This window comes from Bacillus sp. WP8, from assembly GCF_000800825.1.
In the GTDB taxonomy this organism is placed as follows: Bacteria; Bacillota; Bacilli; order Bacillales; family Bacillaceae; genus Bacillus; species Bacillus safensis.
The window spans coordinates 137,524-152,247 of record NZ_CP010075.1 but is presented as its reverse complement, the minus strand read 5'-3'; the positions used below and the strand labels follow the sequence as shown (position 1 = coordinate 152,247).

Below are 14,724 nucleotides of genomic sequence, written 5' to 3'. Positions count from 1 at the left end.
ATCCGAAATTCCTCATTGTTTAGTCCCGTATGTGCTCAGGCAACGAGTCGTGTATTCGTCTCATAAATAACTGTATCATAACCCATTATTGACAGGGACACAAAATCTATACAAACAAATTACACGCGGCGACGTTTTGGTGGACGGCATCCGTTATGAGGAACTGGAGTTACGTCTCTAATTGCAGTAACTTCAAGACCAGCAGCTTGAAGCGCACGAATTGCAGCTTCACGACCAGAACCAGGACCTTTAACAGTTACTTCAAGTGTTTTAAGACCATGTTCGATAGAACCTTTAGCAGCAGTTTCAGCAGCCATTTGTGCAGCGAAAGGAGTAGATTTACGAGAACCTCTGAATCCTAATGCACCAGCACTTGACCAAGAAATTGCGTTTCCATGAACATCAGTAATCGTTACAATCGTGTTGTTGAAAGTGGAACGAATATGAGCAATTCCAGCTTCAATATTCTTTTTCACGCGACGTTTACGCGTATTTTGTTTACGAGCAGCAGCCATTCTTTAACTACCTCCTTTACTTATTTTTTCTTGTTAGCTACAGTACGACGCGGACCTTTACGAGTACGCGCGTTGTTTTTTGTGTTTTGTCCACGAACAGGAAGTCCTCTACGATGACGGATTCCGCGGTAGCTTCCGATTTCAATTAGACGCTTAATGTTAAGTGAAACTTCACGACGAAGGTCACCTTCTACTTTAAGTTTGTCAATGATATCACGGATTTTACCAAGTTCGTCTTCAGTTAGATCGCGAACGCGAGTGTCTTCAGAAACACCTGCTTCTTTAAGGACTTGTTGCGCAGTCGTACGACCAATTCCAAAAACATATGTTAAAGAAATGACAACACGCTTATCACGTGGAATATCTACACCAGCAATACGAGCCATGATTTGGGCACCTCCTTGTTATTAGCCTTGTTTTTGTTTATGTTTTGGGTTTTCACAGATCACCATTACTTTTCCTTTTCTGCGAATCACTTTACATTTTTCACAGATAGGTTTAACAGATGGTCTCACTTTCATGTGTTTCCAACCTCCTTCTTCCGGAGTTGCTTTATTTGTAACGGTACGTAATTCTACCACGAGTTAAGTCATATGGAGATAATTCTACCGTAACTTTGTCTCCAGGTAAAATGCGAATGAAGTGCATACGGATTTTTCCTGATACATGAGCCAAAACTGTATGACCATTCTCTAGTTCAACTTTGAACATTGCGTTTGGCAAAGTTTCTGCTACAGTACCTTCCACTTCAATTACATCGTCTTTCGCCATTCAAGTGTTCTCCCTTCTTCAAATCAGTAACTTGCTCTCTGACAAATGCCCAAATGAGAATCTCTCAATTGTTCATCTATCACCCGACCTGTTTTGAATATACTGTTCTGAACTTCCGGAGATACGCAATCATAAAAGGTTATATGATTGATATTTTTTCTTAGGAGAATGAAATTTACGCTTTTCTCCGTCTGCGATTAGTACATGGCAGCCAACGAACATGCCGATGACACCTGTATACTGATCTTGTTCTTTCTTTGGACTATACAGACAACCTGCCCGATTTGGGCCTGAAAGGCTTCAGTGAAGACCTAAATCTTAGTCAGTATATCAAAACCTGTATCTGTAATCGCAATCGTATGCTCAAAGTGAGCACACTTTTTCCCATCAACCGTTACAACCGTCCAGTTATCAGCCAATGTTTTCACATATCGGCTGCCTGCGTTCACCATCGGTTCGATGGCCAACACCATCCCAGGTTTTAGCCGCGGGCCTTTGTTGGGCGGACCATAATGAGGAATTTGAGGGTCCTCATGAAGATCCTGTCCGACCCCATGTCCAACATATTCTCTAACAACTGAAAAATTCTCATTTTCAACATACGTTTGTATGGCATGGGAAATGTTCGACAGACGTTCGCCTGGCTTTGCTTCCTGTAAGCCTTTATATAGAGATTCCTCTGTGACTTCCAGTAGTTTGCGGTCTTCATCACTGATTACCCCAACTGGATAAGTCCAAGCAGAGTCACCATGATAGCCATTTAACTTTGCGCCAATATCGATACTAATGATGTCACCATCACGTAAAACCCGTTTACCAGGAATACCGTGAACGAGTTCTTCATTCACCGAAACGCAAATGCTCCCGCGAAAACCATTATACCCTTTAAAAGATGGGATTGCACCCTGCTTTGTAATAAAACGTTCGGCAATTTGATCCAATTCTTTTGTCGAAATACCTGGTTTTATGTGTTTCTTCAGCTCTTCATGAGTCAGTGCGACAATACGTCCAGCTTCTCTCATAATCTCAAGCTCGCGAGGAGTTTTACAGATAATCATTTATTTAATCCTCCAAGCAGGTCCTTGATATCTGCATATACATCGTTAATGTGCTTCGCACCATCAATGTTTGCAAGATATCCTTTTTCTGAATAGAAGTTCAGTAAAGGTTCAGTCTGCTTTAAGTTCACTTCAAGTCTAGTCGAAACGGTTTCTGCATTATCATCTGCACGTTGATAAAGCTCGCCTCCACACTTGTCACAAACATTTTCTTTCGCAGGTGGATTAAATACTAAATGATATGTTGCTCCGCAATTTTTGCAAATTCTTCGGCCAGTCAGACGCTCCATCAAAGCATCTTTATCGACTTTAATATTAATGACATAATCAATCGTTCTGCCAAGGTCCTTTAGAATTTCTTCTAAAGCTTCAGCCTGAGCGACTGTTCGCGGAAATCCGTCCAGAAGAAAACCTTGTTCACAATCATTTTTGCCAAGTCTTTCTCTAACAATACCGATTGTGACCTCATCAGGAACAAGCTCTCCTTTATCGATAAAGGATTTTGCTTCGAGCCCAAGTTGTGTCTCCTCTTTCATAGCAGCGCGGAACATATCTCCTGTTGAGATATGAGGGATCCCATAATCATCAACAATTCGTTCTGCCTGAGTGCCTTTACCAGCACCCGGAAGCCCCATTAAGACTAAGTTCATTTCGGATTTCCCCTTCCTTACTTAGAGAGGTTGGGCAGCTGCCCAGCCCTCTGTTTTATTTCATAAATCCACGGTAATTTCGTTTCACTAATTGGCTTTCAAGCTGTTTCATTGTTTCAAGTGCAACACCTACAACAATGAGAAGACTTGTGCCGCCAATTTGTGCAGCGGAAGGTAATCCAGCGAATTGAATGAAAAAGATAGGAAGTATTGAAATCACGGCTAAGAAAATGGCGCCCACAAACGTGAGTCGGTACAAAATGCTCGTAATTCTATCTTGAGTCATTTTCCCTGGACGAACTCCCGGGATATAGCCACCCTGCTTTTGCAGATTTTCAGCCATTTGTTCAGGATTGACTTGGACAAAGGCATAAAAATATGTGAAAGCAACAATCAGTGCTACATAAATCGTCATACCGATTGGCTTAGTATAGTCAAAGTTGTTGGTTATCCAAGTTGTCACATTATTGGTTCCGAAGAACGATGCGATCGTCTGCGGAGTAATAATGAAAGAAACGGCAAAGATGACTGGAATCACCCCTGCTGGATTCACTTTCAATGGAAGGTGCGTAGCTTGACTAGCAGACATTTGTGCACGACCAGTACCTTTTGAATATTGAATTGCAATCTTTCTCACTGCCATTTGAATGTAAATAACACCGATAACAATGACAAGAATGGCAATTACAATAAGGGCAATTTTAAGGATTTGCATGAACAGCTGTCCATCTCCACCTACAAATTGTTGAGCGTACACTTGTTTTAATGTTTGAGGGATACCAGCGATGATACCGGCAAAGATAATAATCGAAATACCGTTACCAACACCGTGAGCAGTAATCTGCTCGCCCAGCCACATTAAAAATGCTGTTCCCGCAGTGAGTACGACCGCAATTAAGAGATACGTTGATACACCAGGGTTTTCAATCAGCATGCCTCCTGCCATATTGTTGAATCCATATGACATTCCTAACGCCTGGATAAATCCTAGAACAATTGTAAAATACCTTGTGAATTGTGCTAATTTTCGGCGGCCAACCTCTCCTTGCTTTGACCACTCAGTAAACTTCGGAACAACATCCATCTGCAAGAGCTGAATGATGATCGAAGCAGTGATATACGGCATAATCCCCATTGCAAGAATGGAGAATTGGAAAAGTGCCCCGCCCCCAAACGTGTTGAGGATTCCGAAAACACTCATTTGATCCTGTGCCTGGAGAACTTCGGCGTTCACATTAGGCACAGGGATGAAAGCACCTATACGAAAGACGACTAACATTAAAAGTGTGAATATAATCTTATTCCGTATATCTTTCACGCGCATAAAATTGGAGATTGTCTTAAACAAGTTAGATCACCTCGGCTGTACCGCCAGCAGCTTCAATCGCTTCTTTCGCAGAAGCAGAGAATTTATTGGCTTTTACAGTTAATTTTTTTTCTAATTTACCGTTGCCAAGAATTTTTACTCCTGCTTTTAACTTGCTTATTGCACCAGTCTCTAGAAGAAGTTCAGGAGTTACTTCCGTTCCTTCGTCAAAACTGTTTAATCTGTCTAAGTTGATTACCGCGTAATCTTTACGGTTGATGTTTGTAAAACCACGTTTTGGAAGGCGTTGGAATAAAGGCATCTGACCACCTTCGAAACCAGGGCGTACACCGCCGCCAGAACGAGCGTTTTGACCTTTATGACCTTTACCAGAAGTTTTACCGTTACCTGATCCAATACCACGACCAACACGGTTGCGTACTTTACGTGAACCTTCTGAAGGCTTCAATTCATGAAGTTTCATTTGGGCACCTCCTTATCGATTAAAAATGTTTTATTGTTCTTTAACAGAAACTAAATGAGACACCTTGTTAATCATGCCGCGGATCGCTGCATTGTCTTCATGTACGACTGTTTGGTTTGTTTTCTTAAGACCAAGAGTACGAACAGTGACACGCTGATCTTCAGGGCGACCGATTACACTGCGTTTGAGGGTAATTTCTAATTTATTTGCCATTATTGTTCCCTCCTTATCCTAACAGGTCTTCTACAGATTTTCCACGAAGCTTCGCTACATCTTCAGCACGTTTAAGCTCACTTAAACCTTGAAGTGTTGCGCGGATCATGTTGATCGGTGTATTAGAACCTAGAGATTTAGAAAGGATATCAGCTAGACCAGCAAGCTCAAGTACCGCACGCACTGGGCCTCCAGCGATAACTCCTGTACCTTCTGAAGCAGGCTTCAATAGAACGTTTCCTGCACCGAATCGACCGATGATTTCATGTGGAATTGTAGTTCCAACCATTGGTACTTCAATTAAATTCTTTTTCGCATCTTCAACAGCTTTGCGGATCGCTTCTGGTACTTCTTGTGCTTTACCAGTACCGAAACCTACATGACCGTTTTTGTCACCGACAACAACTAAAGCTGCAAAACGGAAACGACGTCCACCTTTAACAACTTTCGCTACGCGGTTAACCGTAACTAAGCGTTCTTCTAACTCTAATTTGCTTGGGTCAATACGACTCATTCGGATGTGTCCCTCCTTCTTTTATTAAAATTTAAGTCCAGCCTCACGAGCAGCTTCAGCTAGAGCTTTTACACGTCCATGATATAGGTATCCTCCGCGGTCAAATACCACGTTAGAGATTCCTTTTTCAACAGCACGTTTTGCAACAAGTTCGCCAACTTTCGTAGCAGCTGCAGTGTCAGAACTATTCTCGATCTTTAACTCTTTATCAAGAGTAGAAGCACTTACAAGTGTTACACCGTTAACATCATCAATTACTTGAGCGTAGATATTCTTGTTAGAACGGAAAACGTTAAGGCGAGGTCTTTCAGCAGTACCTGAAAGTTTCGCACGAACACGAGCATGTCTTTTAAGACGAGTAGCGTTTTTGCTAGTTTTCGTAATCATCCGAGTCACTCCTTTCTTCACTTTAAGCGATCTTACTTACCAGTTTTTCCTTCTTTACGGCGAACGAATTCACCTTCGTAACGAATTCCTTTACCTTTGTAAGGCTCTGGAGCACGGACAGCGCGGATGTTAGAAGCTAGAGCTCCTACACGCTCTTTATCGATACCTTTAACGATTACTTTCGTTTGAGATGGAACTTCTACTTCAACTCCAGCCTCAGGAACGATTTCAACTGGGTGAGAGTATCCAACGTTAAGAACAAGTTTGTTTCCAGATTTAGCTGCACGGTAACCGACACCGATAAGTTCTAAACCTCTTTCGAAACCTTTAGATACACCTTCAACCATGTTAGCAATCAAGCTACGTGTTGTACCATGTAATGCACGGTGTTCTTTATTTTCAGACGGACGGCTTACAGTTAAGACGTTGTCCTCAATTTTAATTTCCATATCAGGGTGAAATGCACGAGTTAGTTCACCTTTTGGTCCCTTTACTGTCACTGTGTTATCGTTGTTTGTCACAGTTACTCCTGAAGGGATCTCGATTAGTTTTTTACCTATACGAGACATACCAAGCACCTCCATTCATCTTAAACTTTTTTTACCATACGTAAGCAAGTACTTCTCCACCAGCTTGTTTAGCACGGGCTTCTTTGTCCGATAAAACACCTTGTGATGTAGAAATAATTGCGATTCCAAGTCCGTTAAGTACACGTGGTACTTCATTTGATTTCGCATATACGCGTAAACCAGGTTTACTGATTCTTTTAAGACCAGTGATAACACGTTCGTTGTTTTGGCCGTATTTAAGGAACAAACGGATTATTCCTTGTTTGCTGTCTTCGACGTACTCAACGTCACGGATAAAACCTTCACGCTTTAAGATTTCAGCAATTTCTCTTTTGATTTTTGAAGCCGGTACTTCTAGCTTCTCATGACGTACCATGTTCGCATTGCGAATACGAGTCAGCAAATCTGCAATCGGATCTGTCATAACCATTATTTAATAACCTCCTTCCCATTTATGGGGATTACCAGCTGGCTTTTTTAACGCCAGGAATTTGTCCTTTATATGCAAGTTCGCGGAAACAAATACGGCAAAGTTTAAACTTACGAATAACTGAATGTGGACGTCCACAACGTTCGCAGCGCGTATACTCTTGAACTTTAAACTTTTGTTTGCGTTGTTGTTTCGCAATCATAGACTTTTTAGCCACGATTTCGCCTCCCTTTCATTGATTATTTCTGGAACGGCATACCTACTTGAGTTAATAACTCACATGCTTCTTCGTCCGTATTGGCAGTAGTAACGATAACGATATCCATACCGCGGACCTTTGTTACTTTATCGTAATCAATTTCTGGGAAGATTAACTGTTCTTTAATACCAAGCGTGTAGTTTCCACGACCGTCGAAAGATTTCTTAGAAATCCCGCGGAAGTCACGTACACGTGGTAAAGACACAGAAATAAGTTTATCAAGGAAATCATACATGCGCTCTCCGCGAAGTGTTACTTTCGCACCGATTGGCATTCCTTCACGTAGACGGAATCCAGCAATAGACTTCTTCGCACGAGTAACGACAGGTTTTTGACCAGCGATAAACGTTAATTCTTCAACAGCAGTATCGATTGCTTTAGCGTTTTGAACGGCGTCACCAACACCCATGTTGATCACGATTTTTTCGATTTTTGGCACTTGCATTACTGAAGTGTATTCAAACTTAGAAACTAATGCAGGTGTAATTTCTTTTACATACTTTTCTTTAAGGCGGTTCATGAGAAAGACCTCCCTTCCTTATTTACTATTTATCTAGAACTTGCCCAGACTTTTTCGCTACACGGACTTTCTTTCCGTCCTCAACTTTATACCCAACACGTGTCACTTCACCCGTTTTAGGATCAAGCGGCATTACGTTTGATACGTGGATCGGCGCTTCTTGTTCAGAAATCCCGCCTTGAGGGTTAGCTTGGGTTGGTTTAGAGTGTTTTTTCACAAGGTTAATACCTTCTACTAAAACACGTTCCTTTTTAGGGAAAGCAGCAAGGATGACACCTTGTTTACCTTTATCTTTACCAGAGATAACCACTACTTTATCGCCCTTTTTAACATGCATTTAATCGCACCTCCTTGAGTCGCGGATTGTATTCATTAAAGTACTTCTGGTGCTAGAGAAACAATTTTCATATAGTTGTTTTCACGAAGTTCACGTGCTACTGGTCCGAAGATACGAGTTCCACGTGGGCTCTTGTCGTCACGGATGATGACACAAGCATTTTCGTCGAAACTGATGTAAGATCCATCGTTTCTGCGAGCTCCGCTCTTAGTACGAACGATAACTGCTTTCACAACTTCACCTTTTTTGACAACGCCTCCAGGTGTTGCTTGTTTAACCGTACAAACAATGACATCACCGATGTTAGCCGTTTTACGTCCAGAGCCACCAAGAACTTTAATCGTTAGTACTTCGCGTGCGCCAGAGTTGTCAGCTACTTTTAAACGAGTCTCCTGTTGAATCATTAATGTTACCTCCTTTCGGAAAAAGAAATCCGAACTTTATTAGATAATAACGGCTTCTTCGACAACTTCAACTAGACGAAAGCGTTTAGTCGCAGATAAAGGACGAGTTTCCATGACCTTTACGATGTCTCCGATTTTTGCTTGGTTGTTTTCATCATGTGCTTTGAACTTTTTAGAGTATCTTACACGTTTGCCATAAAGTGAATGCTTTTTGTATGTTTCAACTACAACAGTGATGGTTTTATCCATTTTGTCAGAAACAACACGACCTTGATACACTTTACGTTGGTTACGTTCGCTCATGTTTGCGGGGCCTCCCCTCTAATTATTATTTATTAGCAGCGATTTCTCTTTGACGAATCACAGTTTTCATGCGTGCGATTGATTTACGCACTTCACGAATGCGAGCAGTATTTTCAAGCTGCCCAGTCGCTAATTGGAAACGAAGATTGAAAAGTTCTTCTTTAAGAGACTTTACTTTTTGTTCAATTTCAGCAGTGGTAAGGTCACGAATTTCATTAGCTTTCATTTGATTCACCACCAATTTCTTCACGTTTTACGAACTTCGTTTTAATTGGCAATTTGTGAGATGCAAGACGAAGAGCTTCACGAGCCACTTCTTCAGACACACCAGAAATTTCAAATAAAACTTTGCCCGGTTTTACTACAGCTACCCATCCTTCTGGAGCACCTTTACCGGAACCCATGCGGACCTCTAGAGGTTTAGCTGTGTATGGCTTAGAAGGGAAAATTTTAATCCAAACTTTACCGCCACGTTTCATGTAACGAGTCATAGCAATACGAGCAGCTTCGATTTGACGGTTTGTGATCCATGAAGCTTCAAGAGCTTGGATACCGTACTCACCGAAATGTACTTCAGTACCGCCTTTTGCACGACCACGCATTTTTCCACGATGTTCTCTGCGATACTTCACGCGTTTTGGCAATAACATATTATTTTCCTCCTTCCGCAGTATTCTTCTTAGTTGGAAGGACTTCTCCACGATAGATCCATACTTTTACGCCAAGCTTACCATAAGTAGTATCAGCTTCAGCAGTAGCATAGTCGATGTCAGCACGAAGTGTGTGCAATGGAACAGTACCTTCACTGTAATATTCAGAACGAGCAATATCTGCACCGCCAAGACGACCAGAAACCATTGTTTTGATTCCTTGTGCTCCAGCACGCATTGTGCGTTGGATTGTTTGTTTTTGTGCACGACGGAATGAAATACGGTTTTCAAGTTGACGAGCGATGTTTTCAGCAACTAGCTGAGCATCAAGATCTGCTCTCTTGATTTCAAGAATGTTGATGTGTACACGTTTGCCAGTTAGGCTGTTAAGAGCTTTACGAAGTGCTTCAACTTCAGATCCGCCTTTACCAATTACCATACCTGGTTTAGCCGTGTGGATTGTGATATTTACGCGGTTTGCAGCACGTTCGATTTCTACTTTAGAAACAGACGCGTCAGACAAACGCTTGCTGATGAATTCACGGATTTTCAAGTCTTCATGTAAGAAGTCAGCGTAATCTTTTCCTGCGAACCATTTAGATTCCCAATCACGAATGACGCCAATACGAAGACCTACTGGATTTACCTTTTGACCCACGGATTATCCCTCCTTCTTTTCTGATACAACGATTGTAATGTGGCTAGTACGTTTGTTAATTGCGCTCGCACGACCCATAGCACGTGGACGGAATCTCTTAAGTGTTGGACCTTCGTCAACGAATGCTTGAGTAATCACTAGGCTGTTAGCGTCCAACTCGTAGTTGTGCTCAGCGTTTGCGATAGCAGATTTTAATACTTTTTCAATAATTGGTGAAGCAGCCTTAGGTGTAAGGTTTAAGATAGAAACTGCTTCTCCTACTTGCTTACCTCGGATCAGGTCCATTACTAGACGTGCTTTACGAGGAGCAATACGGACTGTTCTTGCGACAGCTTTAGCTTGCATTTAAAAGCCTCCTCTCATTAGCGTCTTGTTTTTTTATCGTCACTAGCATGACCTTTGTAAGTACGGCTTGGTGCGAATTCGCCCAATTTGTGACCTACCATATCTTCAGAAATGAAAACAGGTACATGTTTGCGTCCGTCATAGACAGCGATTGTGTGACCGATGAATTGTGGGAAAATTGTAGAACGACGAGACCAAGTTTTTACGACTTGCTTTTTGTCAGTTTCATTCAATTTCTCGACTTTAGCCATCAAATGATCATCAACAAATGGTCCTTTTTTTAAGCTGCGAGCCATTGTGGAACCTCCCTTCGTGATTGAACTACGGTCCTAAATGAACCGTAGACAACCCCGTTACTTGTTTTTACGACGACGTACAATGAATTTATCAGACTTGTTGGTTTTCTTACGAGTCTTGAATCCAAGAGTCGGTTTACCCCATGGAGACATTGGTGATTTACGTCCGATTGGAGCGCGTCCTTCACCACCACCGTGTGGGTGATCGTTAGGGTTCATTACAGAACCACGAACTGTTGGGCGTACGCCTTTCCAGCGAGAACGTCCAGCTTTACCGATGTTAATTAATTCGTGTTGCTCGTTTCCAACTTGACCGATAGTCGCACGGCAAGCAGAAAGAATCATGCGAACTTCTCCTGAGTTCAAACGTACAAGAACGTATTTACCTTCTTTACCTAGAACTTGAGCAGAAGTACCAGCAGAACGAACTAATTGTCCACCTTTACCTGGTTTTAATTCAATGTTATGCACAACTGTACCAACTGGGATGTTGATAAGTGGAAGAGCATTACCTGGTTTGATGTCAGCTTCTGGTCCAGAAGTAACTTCAGTACCAACTTGGATTCCTTTCGGAGCAAGAATGTAACGTTTCTCACCATCTGCATAGTTTACAAGAGCGATGTTCGCTGAACGGTTTGGATCATACTCGATTGTAGCAACGCGTCCAGGTATACCGTCTTTATCACGCTTAAAGTCGATGATACGGTATTGACGTTTGTGACCGCCACCTTGATGACGAACAGTCAATCTACCTTGGTTGTTACGTCCGCCTTTTTTGTGTAGCGGTGCAAGCAACGATTTTTCTGGTTTGTCAGTCGTGATTTCAGCAAAATCTGAAGTAGTCATGCCACGACGACCATTACTGGTTGGTTTATACTTTTTAATCGCCATTTTGAATTTCCCTCCTTCTTTTTAAGATTTACGCTTCAAAAATTTCGATTTCTTTGCTGTCAGCAGTTAATTTCACGATCGCTTTTCTGCGACGGCTAGTCATACCAGTGTAGCGTCCAACGCGTTTTGATTTTCCTTTGTAGTTTTGAACGTTGACTTTCTCAACTTTCACTCCAAAGATTTCTTCAACAGCGTCTTTCACTTCTGTTTTGTTAGCTCTGACATCAACTTCGAACGTGTACTTCTTCTCTGTCATTAGATCAGCAGAACGTTCAGTAATGATAGGGCGCTTTAGAACATCACGAGGATCTTTCATTATGCAAGTCCCTCCTCTACTTTTTCAACCGCTGCTTTAGTGATCAGAAGTTTGTCGTGGTTGACAACGTCAAGAACGTTGATACCGTTAGCTTCAACAACTGTTACTCCAGGGATGTTACGAGCAGATAAAGCAACTGTTTCGTTTGCATCCGCAGTGACGATCAACGCTTTCTTCTCAACAGATAATCCTTTAAGGATGCCTGCGAATTCTTTCGTTTTCACTGCATCAAGAGTCAGATCTTCAAGAACGATGATGTTGTTGTCGATTACTTTAGAAGACAATACTGACTTGATAGCCAAGCGGCGAACTTTTTTAGGTAATTTATAAGAATAGCTGCGTGGTGTTGGACCGAATACGATACCGCCTCCGCGCCATTGTGGTGAACGGATAGAACCTTGACGAGCACGACCTGTACCCTTCTGTCTCCAAGGCTTACGACCTCCGCCACGTACTTCAGAACGAGTTTTTACTTTGTGAGTTCCTTGACGTAAGGAAGCTCTTTGCATAAGAATAGCATCGAATACTACGCTTTCGTTTGGCTCAATTCCAAACACAGAAGCGTTTAATTCGATTTCACCGTTAGTAGAACCGTTTTGGTTAAATAATGCTACTTTTGGCATGACTTGTTTCCTCCTTTCCTAAGAGAGTTATTTAGATTTAACTGCACTCTTTACAGTTACTAGAGATTTTTTAGCTCCTGGTACGTTTCCTTTGATCAATAGAAGATTGCGTTCTGCATCAACTTTAACGATCTCAAGGTTTTGGACAGTGATTTGCTCTCCGCCCATACGACCTGGAAGAAGTTTACCTTTGAATACACGGTTTGGATCAACAGGTCCCATTGAACCAGGACGACGGTGGTAACGTGAACCGTGAGTCATTGGTCCGCGTGATTGTCCGTGGCGTTTGATAGCCCCTTGGAATCCTTTACCTTTTGATGTTCCTGTTACATCTACGATATCTCCATTTGCGAAAATATCAACTTTGACTTCCTGACCAACTTCATACGCATCTAACTCCGCACCGCGTAATTCTTTTACGAAGCGCTTAGGAGCAGTTTCCGCTTTAGCAACGTGGCCTTTCTCTGGTTTGTTAGAAAGCTTTTCACGTTTGTCATCAAAACCGATTTGGATTGCTTCATAGCCATCCGTGTCAACAGTCTTCTTTTGAAGAACAACGTTAGCAGCAGCCTCAACAACAGTTACAGGGATAAGATCACCGTTTTCTGCGAATACTTGCGTCATACCAATTTTTCTACCTAAGATTCCTTTGGTCATTAGTCACACCTCCTATAATATGTGTTTTCTATTTGAATTAAAGTTTGATTTCGATATCTACACCAGATGGTAAATCTAAACGCATAAGTGCATCAACTGTTTGTGGAGTTGGATTCACGATGTCGATTAGACGTTTGTGAGTACGCATCTCGAATTGCTCACGAGAATCTTTGTACTTATGCACCGCACGAAGGATTGTGTAAACTGATTTTTCAGTTGGAAGCGGGATTGGACCAGATACACTAGCACCAGAACGCTTAGCCGTTTCAACAATCTTCTCAGCAGATTGATCAAGAATTCTATGATCATATGCTTTTAAACGAATACGAATTTTTTGTTTTGCCATTATTTTCCCTCCTTTTCGCCTACTTACGTTAGACAGTTCTCCGTGAGAAAAACCTGATCACCTCGCCATGGCAAAGCGGCCGGGTGTGTCAGCAACCTCTCACTTCATCGCAGTCAAAGACCAACATGCACTATTGTACCAAATTGGCCTGCGTGTTGCAATAATAAATCGGATAAATTTATGATTTGCACACTTTTCATATTATACAGGGATTCAGCCTATAAATCAAGCTTTCCCTGAAGATGATGTATAGCAGTCTTTCTGATGATACGTATAAATTCATCTGGCTCCTCGATATGCGGGGAATGGGCAGAGTCTTTAAAGGTAAACCATTCTTTGATGGGTGCTTTTAATTGATCAACATATGGTTTTGATACAGCAGCTGGGGTAATCATGTCGTGATCACCAATGAGAAAGTAGCACGGTATTAATATAGTAGAAACTCGGTATTGAATACTCTCATTCATTAACTGATCCCATAGCTTGTTTTGACTAAATTTCTGCCCTTTCATGAACTTCCATTTATCTTTCAGCCGATATTGCTTACTAAAAAGAAACCCTTTTAGCATTTGAAAAACCGGCTTCCATCTATGTGTGAGACCTACGCTTGCAAACTCTTTATATAGAGAGAACAAGGCATGAGCTGATGTCCGTTTCCAAGGAGGCGGCGTCAGTAATCGCAGACACCCAGTAAACAGCCGATTGCGATGGTATTTCTTCATAAGAAGCTCGTACGATACGATATCTTCCTTTAACACATCTACTACCTGACTAATCCCGTAATAAGCATGATAAATATCTGGACGCTTATGTACTGCTTGTATGGCAATTAATGATCCCCACGAGTATCCTGCGATATACAATTTTGAGTGACCTAGATATGATAGGAGCTTCTCAGTCAGTTCAATCGTGTCTTCAATAAATTGCTGAATGGTCATCGATGCATCGGGAAGATTCTCTTGATAGGAAAGTCCTGCGCCTCGCTGATCCCAATGGACAACTGTAAAGTCCTGATCAAGTTCCTCGTGAAAGGAATCAATATAACTGATTTGAGCTGAGCCGGGCCCGCCGTGTAAAAATAAAAGTACAGGCTTTGTTTCACTCGTCTCATCTTCTTTCATCATAATCCATTGGTCAATCCCGCCGATCAACCATTTTTTCAAATATGTCTTTGCCATTCCAGCGATCCTCTCGGTTCCATTTAGATTCTATAGCTTATAGT

Annotated in this window: 29 protein-coding genes and 1 pseudogene; all 30 read right to left on the bottom strand. The window is 41.8% G+C overall.

The window, feature by feature from the left end; genetic code table 11:
- Positions 1–119: 119 nt before the first annotated feature.
- Entirely contained in the window at positions 120–515 is a 396-nt protein-coding gene (rpsK, locus tag QR42_RS00855) for a 30S ribosomal protein S11 (RefSeq protein WP_003217231.1), read from the bottom strand.
- Between the two features lie 20 nt (positions 516–535).
- Positions 536–901: a 30S ribosomal protein S13 gene (gene rpsM, locus QR42_RS00850; protein WP_003217023.1), complete on the bottom strand. Its 366-nt coding sequence runs from the start codon at positions 899–901 to the stop codon at positions 536–538.
- Between the two features lie 21 nt (positions 902–922).
- Positions 923–1,036 (bottom strand): 50S ribosomal protein L36, encoded by a 114-nt coding sequence (gene rpmJ, locus QR42_RS00845; protein WP_003156543.1) that lies wholly within the window; start codon positions 1,034–1,036, stop codon positions 923–925.
- Between the two features lie 31 nt (positions 1,037–1,067).
- Positions 1,068–1,286 carry a translation initiation factor IF-1 gene (gene infA, locus QR42_RS00840; protein ID WP_003217190.1) on the bottom strand — a complete coding sequence of 73 codons (219 nt, stop codon included), beginning with the start codon at positions 1,284–1,286 and terminating at the stop codon, positions 1,068–1,070.
- A pseudogene (locus tag QR42_RS19525) lies at positions 1,264–1,570 on the bottom strand (KOW domain-containing RNA-binding protein). Before QR42_RS19525 ends, infA begins: the two are co-directional and overlap by 23 nt.
- Positions 1,571–1,597: 27 nt before the next feature.
- Complete coding sequence (gene map / locus QR42_RS00835; RefSeq protein ID WP_003217210.1) at positions 1,598–2,344, bottom strand: type I methionyl aminopeptidase; 747 nt, start codon at positions 2,342–2,344, stop codon at positions 1,598–1,600.
- Positions 2,341–2,994, bottom strand: a complete 654-nt coding sequence (locus QR42_RS00830) for an adenylate kinase (protein ID WP_024425604.1) — start codon at positions 2,992–2,994, stop codon at positions 2,341–2,343. Before QR42_RS00830 ends, map begins: the two co-directional genes overlap by 4 nt.
- Positions 2,995–3,049: 55 nt before the next feature.
- Positions 3,050–4,342, bottom strand: a complete 1,293-nt coding sequence (secY, locus tag QR42_RS00825; RefSeq protein ID WP_007496334.1) for a preprotein translocase subunit SecY — start codon at positions 4,340–4,342, stop codon at positions 3,050–3,052.
- A gap of 1 nt (position 4,343) precedes the next feature.
- A complete protein-coding gene (gene rplO, locus QR42_RS00820) occupies positions 4,344–4,784 on the bottom strand; it encodes a 50S ribosomal protein L15 (protein ID WP_003216888.1) in 441 nt (146 codons plus the stop codon).
- A gap of 30 nt (positions 4,785–4,814) precedes the next feature.
- On the bottom strand, positions 4,815–4,997 hold the full coding sequence (gene rpmD / locus QR42_RS00815) for a 50S ribosomal protein L30 (RefSeq protein ID WP_003217067.1): 183 nt from the start codon (positions 4,995–4,997) through the stop codon (positions 4,815–4,817).
- Positions 4,998–5,010: 13 nt separating this feature from the next.
- Positions 5,011–5,511: a 30S ribosomal protein S5 gene (gene rpsE / locus QR42_RS00810; RefSeq protein WP_007496332.1), complete on the bottom strand. Its 501-nt coding sequence runs from the start codon at positions 5,509–5,511 to the stop codon at positions 5,011–5,013.
- A gap of 24 nt (positions 5,512–5,535) precedes the next feature.
- Positions 5,536–5,898 (bottom strand): 50S ribosomal protein L18, encoded by a 363-nt coding sequence (gene rplR, locus QR42_RS00805; RefSeq protein WP_008356544.1) that lies wholly within the window; start codon positions 5,896–5,898, stop codon positions 5,536–5,538.
- 32 nt (positions 5,899–5,930) lie between these two features.
- Entirely contained in the window at positions 5,931–6,467 is a 537-nt protein-coding gene (gene rplF, locus QR42_RS00800) for a 50S ribosomal protein L6 (RefSeq protein WP_008345395.1), read from the bottom strand.
- 31 nt (positions 6,468–6,498) lie between these two features.
- Positions 6,499–6,897 (bottom strand): 30S ribosomal protein S8, encoded by a 399-nt coding sequence (gene rpsH / locus QR42_RS00795; protein WP_007496327.1) that lies wholly within the window; start codon positions 6,895–6,897, stop codon positions 6,499–6,501.
- A 31-nt stretch (positions 6,898–6,928) separates the two neighbouring features.
- Positions 6,929–7,114 carry a 30S ribosomal protein S14 gene (gene rpsN, locus QR42_RS00790; protein WP_008356542.1) on the bottom strand — a complete coding sequence of 62 codons (186 nt, stop codon included), beginning with the start codon at positions 7,112–7,114 and terminating at the stop codon, positions 6,929–6,931.
- A gap of 22 nt (positions 7,115–7,136) precedes the next feature.
- Positions 7,137–7,676, bottom strand: coding sequence for a 50S ribosomal protein L5 (gene rplE, locus QR42_RS00785; protein ID WP_039175986.1), 540 nt, complete (start codon positions 7,674–7,676; stop codon positions 7,137–7,139).
- 25 nt (positions 7,677–7,701) lie between these two features.
- The gene (gene rplX / locus QR42_RS00780; RefSeq protein ID WP_008356538.1) at positions 7,702–8,013 is read right to left on the bottom strand and encodes a 50S ribosomal protein L24; all 312 of its coding nucleotides are present in this window, start codon (positions 8,011–8,013) and stop codon (positions 7,702–7,704) included.
- A 35-nt stretch (positions 8,014–8,048) separates the two neighbouring features.
- Positions 8,049–8,417 (bottom strand): 50S ribosomal protein L14, encoded by a 369-nt coding sequence (gene rplN, locus QR42_RS00775; RefSeq protein WP_003216882.1) that lies wholly within the window; start codon positions 8,415–8,417, stop codon positions 8,049–8,051.
- Positions 8,418–8,456: 39 nt separating this feature from the next.
- The gene (gene rpsQ, locus QR42_RS00770) at positions 8,457–8,720 is read right to left on the bottom strand and encodes a 30S ribosomal protein S17 (RefSeq protein WP_003216906.1); all 264 of its coding nucleotides are present in this window, start codon (positions 8,718–8,720) and stop codon (positions 8,457–8,459) included.
- Between the two features lie 25 nt (positions 8,721–8,745).
- Entirely contained in the window at positions 8,746–8,946 is a 201-nt protein-coding gene (rpmC, locus tag QR42_RS00765; protein ID WP_003217155.1) for a 50S ribosomal protein L29, read from the bottom strand.
- The gene (gene rplP / locus QR42_RS00760) at positions 8,936–9,370 is read right to left on the bottom strand and encodes a 50S ribosomal protein L16 (protein ID WP_003156478.1); all 435 of its coding nucleotides are present in this window, start codon (positions 9,368–9,370) and stop codon (positions 8,936–8,938) included. Before rplP ends, rpmC begins: the two co-directional genes overlap by 11 nt.
- 1 nt (position 9,371) lies before the next feature.
- Complete coding sequence (gene rpsC, locus QR42_RS00755) at positions 9,372–10,028, bottom strand: 30S ribosomal protein S3 (RefSeq protein ID WP_003217241.1); 657 nt, start codon at positions 10,026–10,028, stop codon at positions 9,372–9,374.
- Between the two features lie 3 nt (positions 10,029–10,031).
- Positions 10,032–10,373, bottom strand: a complete 342-nt coding sequence (rplV, locus tag QR42_RS00750) for a 50S ribosomal protein L22 (protein WP_007496316.1) — start codon at positions 10,371–10,373, stop codon at positions 10,032–10,034.
- Positions 10,374–10,390: 17 nt separating this feature from the next.
- Positions 10,391–10,669: a 30S ribosomal protein S19 gene (rpsS, locus tag QR42_RS00745; protein ID WP_003216920.1), complete on the bottom strand. Its 279-nt coding sequence runs from the start codon at positions 10,667–10,669 to the stop codon at positions 10,391–10,393.
- Positions 10,670–10,726: 57 nt separating this feature from the next.
- On the bottom strand, positions 10,727–11,560 hold the full coding sequence (rplB, locus tag QR42_RS00740; RefSeq protein ID WP_024425599.1) for a 50S ribosomal protein L2: 834 nt from the start codon (positions 11,558–11,560) through the stop codon (positions 10,727–10,729).
- Positions 11,561–11,588: 28 nt separating this feature from the next.
- Positions 11,589–11,876 (bottom strand): 50S ribosomal protein L23, encoded by a 288-nt coding sequence (rplW, locus tag QR42_RS00735; protein WP_003217016.1) that lies wholly within the window; start codon positions 11,874–11,876, stop codon positions 11,589–11,591.
- Positions 11,876–12,499, bottom strand: a complete 624-nt coding sequence (gene rplD, locus QR42_RS00730; RefSeq protein WP_007496312.1) for a 50S ribosomal protein L4 — start codon at positions 12,497–12,499, stop codon at positions 11,876–11,878. The genes rplW and rplD overlap by 1 nt, the downstream gene beginning before the upstream one ends.
- A 27-nt stretch (positions 12,500–12,526) precedes the next feature.
- Positions 12,527–13,156, bottom strand: coding sequence for a 50S ribosomal protein L3 (gene rplC, locus QR42_RS00725; protein ID WP_024425597.1), 630 nt, complete (start codon positions 13,154–13,156; stop codon positions 12,527–12,529).
- A gap of 37 nt (positions 13,157–13,193) precedes the next feature.
- Complete coding sequence (gene rpsJ / locus QR42_RS00720) at positions 13,194–13,502, bottom strand: 30S ribosomal protein S10 (RefSeq protein WP_003156464.1); 309 nt, start codon at positions 13,500–13,502, stop codon at positions 13,194–13,196.
- 218 nt (positions 13,503–13,720) lie between these two features.
- On the bottom strand, positions 13,721–14,680 hold the full coding sequence (locus tag QR42_RS00715; protein ID WP_039175981.1) for an alpha/beta fold hydrolase: 960 nt from the start codon (positions 14,678–14,680) through the stop codon (positions 13,721–13,723).
- Positions 14,681–14,724 lie beyond the last annotated feature (44 nt).

Excerpts from the sequence above, each read along its gene's own strand:
- rpsK (WP_003217231.1), bottom strand. The coding sequence starts at position 515 with ATGGCTGCTGCTCGTAAACAAAATACGCGTAAACGTCGCGTGAAAAAG.
- rpsM (WP_003217023.1), bottom strand. The coding sequence starts at position 901 with ATGGCTCGTATTGCTGGTGTAGATATTCCACGTGATAAGCGTGTTGTC.
- rpmJ (WP_003156543.1), bottom strand. The coding sequence starts at position 1,036 with ATGAAAGTGAGACCATCTGTTAAACCTATCTGTGAAAAATGTAAAGTG.
- infA (WP_003217190.1), bottom strand. The coding sequence starts at position 1,286 with ATGGCGAAAGACGATGTAATTGAAGTGGAAGGTACTGTAGCAGAAACT.
- map (WP_003217210.1), bottom strand. The coding sequence starts at position 2,344 with ATGATTATCTGTAAAACTCCTCGCGAGCTTGAGATTATGAGAGAAGCT.
- QR42_RS00830 (WP_024425604.1), bottom strand. The coding sequence starts at position 2,994 with ATGAACTTAGTCTTAATGGGGCTTCCGGGTGCTGGTAAAGGCACTCAG.
- rplO (WP_003216888.1), bottom strand. The coding sequence starts at position 4,784 with ATGAAACTTCATGAATTGAAGCCTTCAGAAGGTTCACGTAAAGTACGC.
- rpmD (WP_003217067.1), bottom strand. The coding sequence starts at position 4,997 with ATGGCAAATAAATTAGAAATTACCCTCAAACGCAGTGTAATCGGTCGC.
- rpsE (WP_007496332.1), bottom strand. The coding sequence starts at position 5,511 with ATGAGTCGTATTGACCCAAGCAAATTAGAGTTAGAAGAACGCTTAGTT.
- rplR (WP_008356544.1), bottom strand. The coding sequence starts at position 5,898 with ATGATTACGAAAACTAGCAAAAACGCTACTCGTCTTAAAAGACATGCT.
- rplF (WP_008345395.1), bottom strand. The coding sequence starts at position 6,467 with ATGTCTCGTATAGGTAAAAAACTAATCGAGATCCCTTCAGGAGTAACT.
- rpsH (WP_007496327.1), bottom strand. The coding sequence starts at position 6,897 with ATGGTTATGACAGATCCGATTGCAGATTTGCTGACTCGTATTCGCAAT.
- rplE (WP_039175986.1), bottom strand. The coding sequence starts at position 7,676 with ATGAACCGCCTTAAAGAAAAGTATGTAAAAGAAATTACACCTGCATTA.
- rplX (WP_008356538.1), bottom strand. The coding sequence starts at position 8,013 with ATGCATGTTAAAAAGGGCGATAAAGTAGTGGTTATCTCTGGTAAAGAT.
- rplN (WP_003216882.1), bottom strand. The coding sequence starts at position 8,417 with ATGATTCAACAGGAGACTCGTTTAAAAGTAGCTGACAACTCTGGCGCA.
- rpsQ (WP_003216906.1), bottom strand. The coding sequence starts at position 8,720 with ATGAGCGAACGTAACCAACGTAAAGTGTATCAAGGTCGTGTTGTTTCT.
- rpmC (WP_003217155.1), bottom strand. The coding sequence starts at position 8,946 with ATGAAAGCTAATGAAATTCGTGACCTTACCACTGCTGAAATTGAACAA.
- rplP (WP_003156478.1), bottom strand. The coding sequence starts at position 9,370 with ATGTTATTGCCAAAACGCGTGAAGTATCGCAGAGAACATCGTGGAAAA.
- rplV (WP_007496316.1), bottom strand. The coding sequence starts at position 10,373 with ATGCAAGCTAAAGCTGTCGCAAGAACAGTCCGTATTGCTCCTCGTAAA.
- rpsS (WP_003216920.1), bottom strand. The coding sequence starts at position 10,669 with ATGGCTCGCAGCTTAAAAAAAGGACCATTTGTTGATGATCATTTGATG.
- rplB (WP_024425599.1), bottom strand. The coding sequence starts at position 11,560 with ATGGCGATTAAAAAGTATAAACCAACCAGTAATGGTCGTCGTGGCATG.
- rplW (WP_003217016.1), bottom strand. The coding sequence starts at position 11,876 with ATGAAAGATCCTCGTGATGTTCTAAAGCGCCCTATCATTACTGAACGT.
- rplD (WP_007496312.1), bottom strand. The coding sequence starts at position 12,499 with ATGCCAAAAGTAGCATTATTTAACCAAAACGGTTCTACTAACGGTGAA.
- rplC (WP_024425597.1), bottom strand. The coding sequence starts at position 13,156 with ATGACCAAAGGAATCTTAGGTAGAAAAATTGGTATGACGCAAGTATTC.
- rpsJ (WP_003156464.1), bottom strand. The coding sequence starts at position 13,502 with ATGGCAAAACAAAAAATTCGTATTCGTTTAAAAGCATATGATCATAGA.
- QR42_RS00715 (WP_039175981.1), bottom strand. The coding sequence starts at position 14,680 with ATGGCAAAGACATATTTGAAAAAATGGTTGATCGGCGGGATTGACCAA.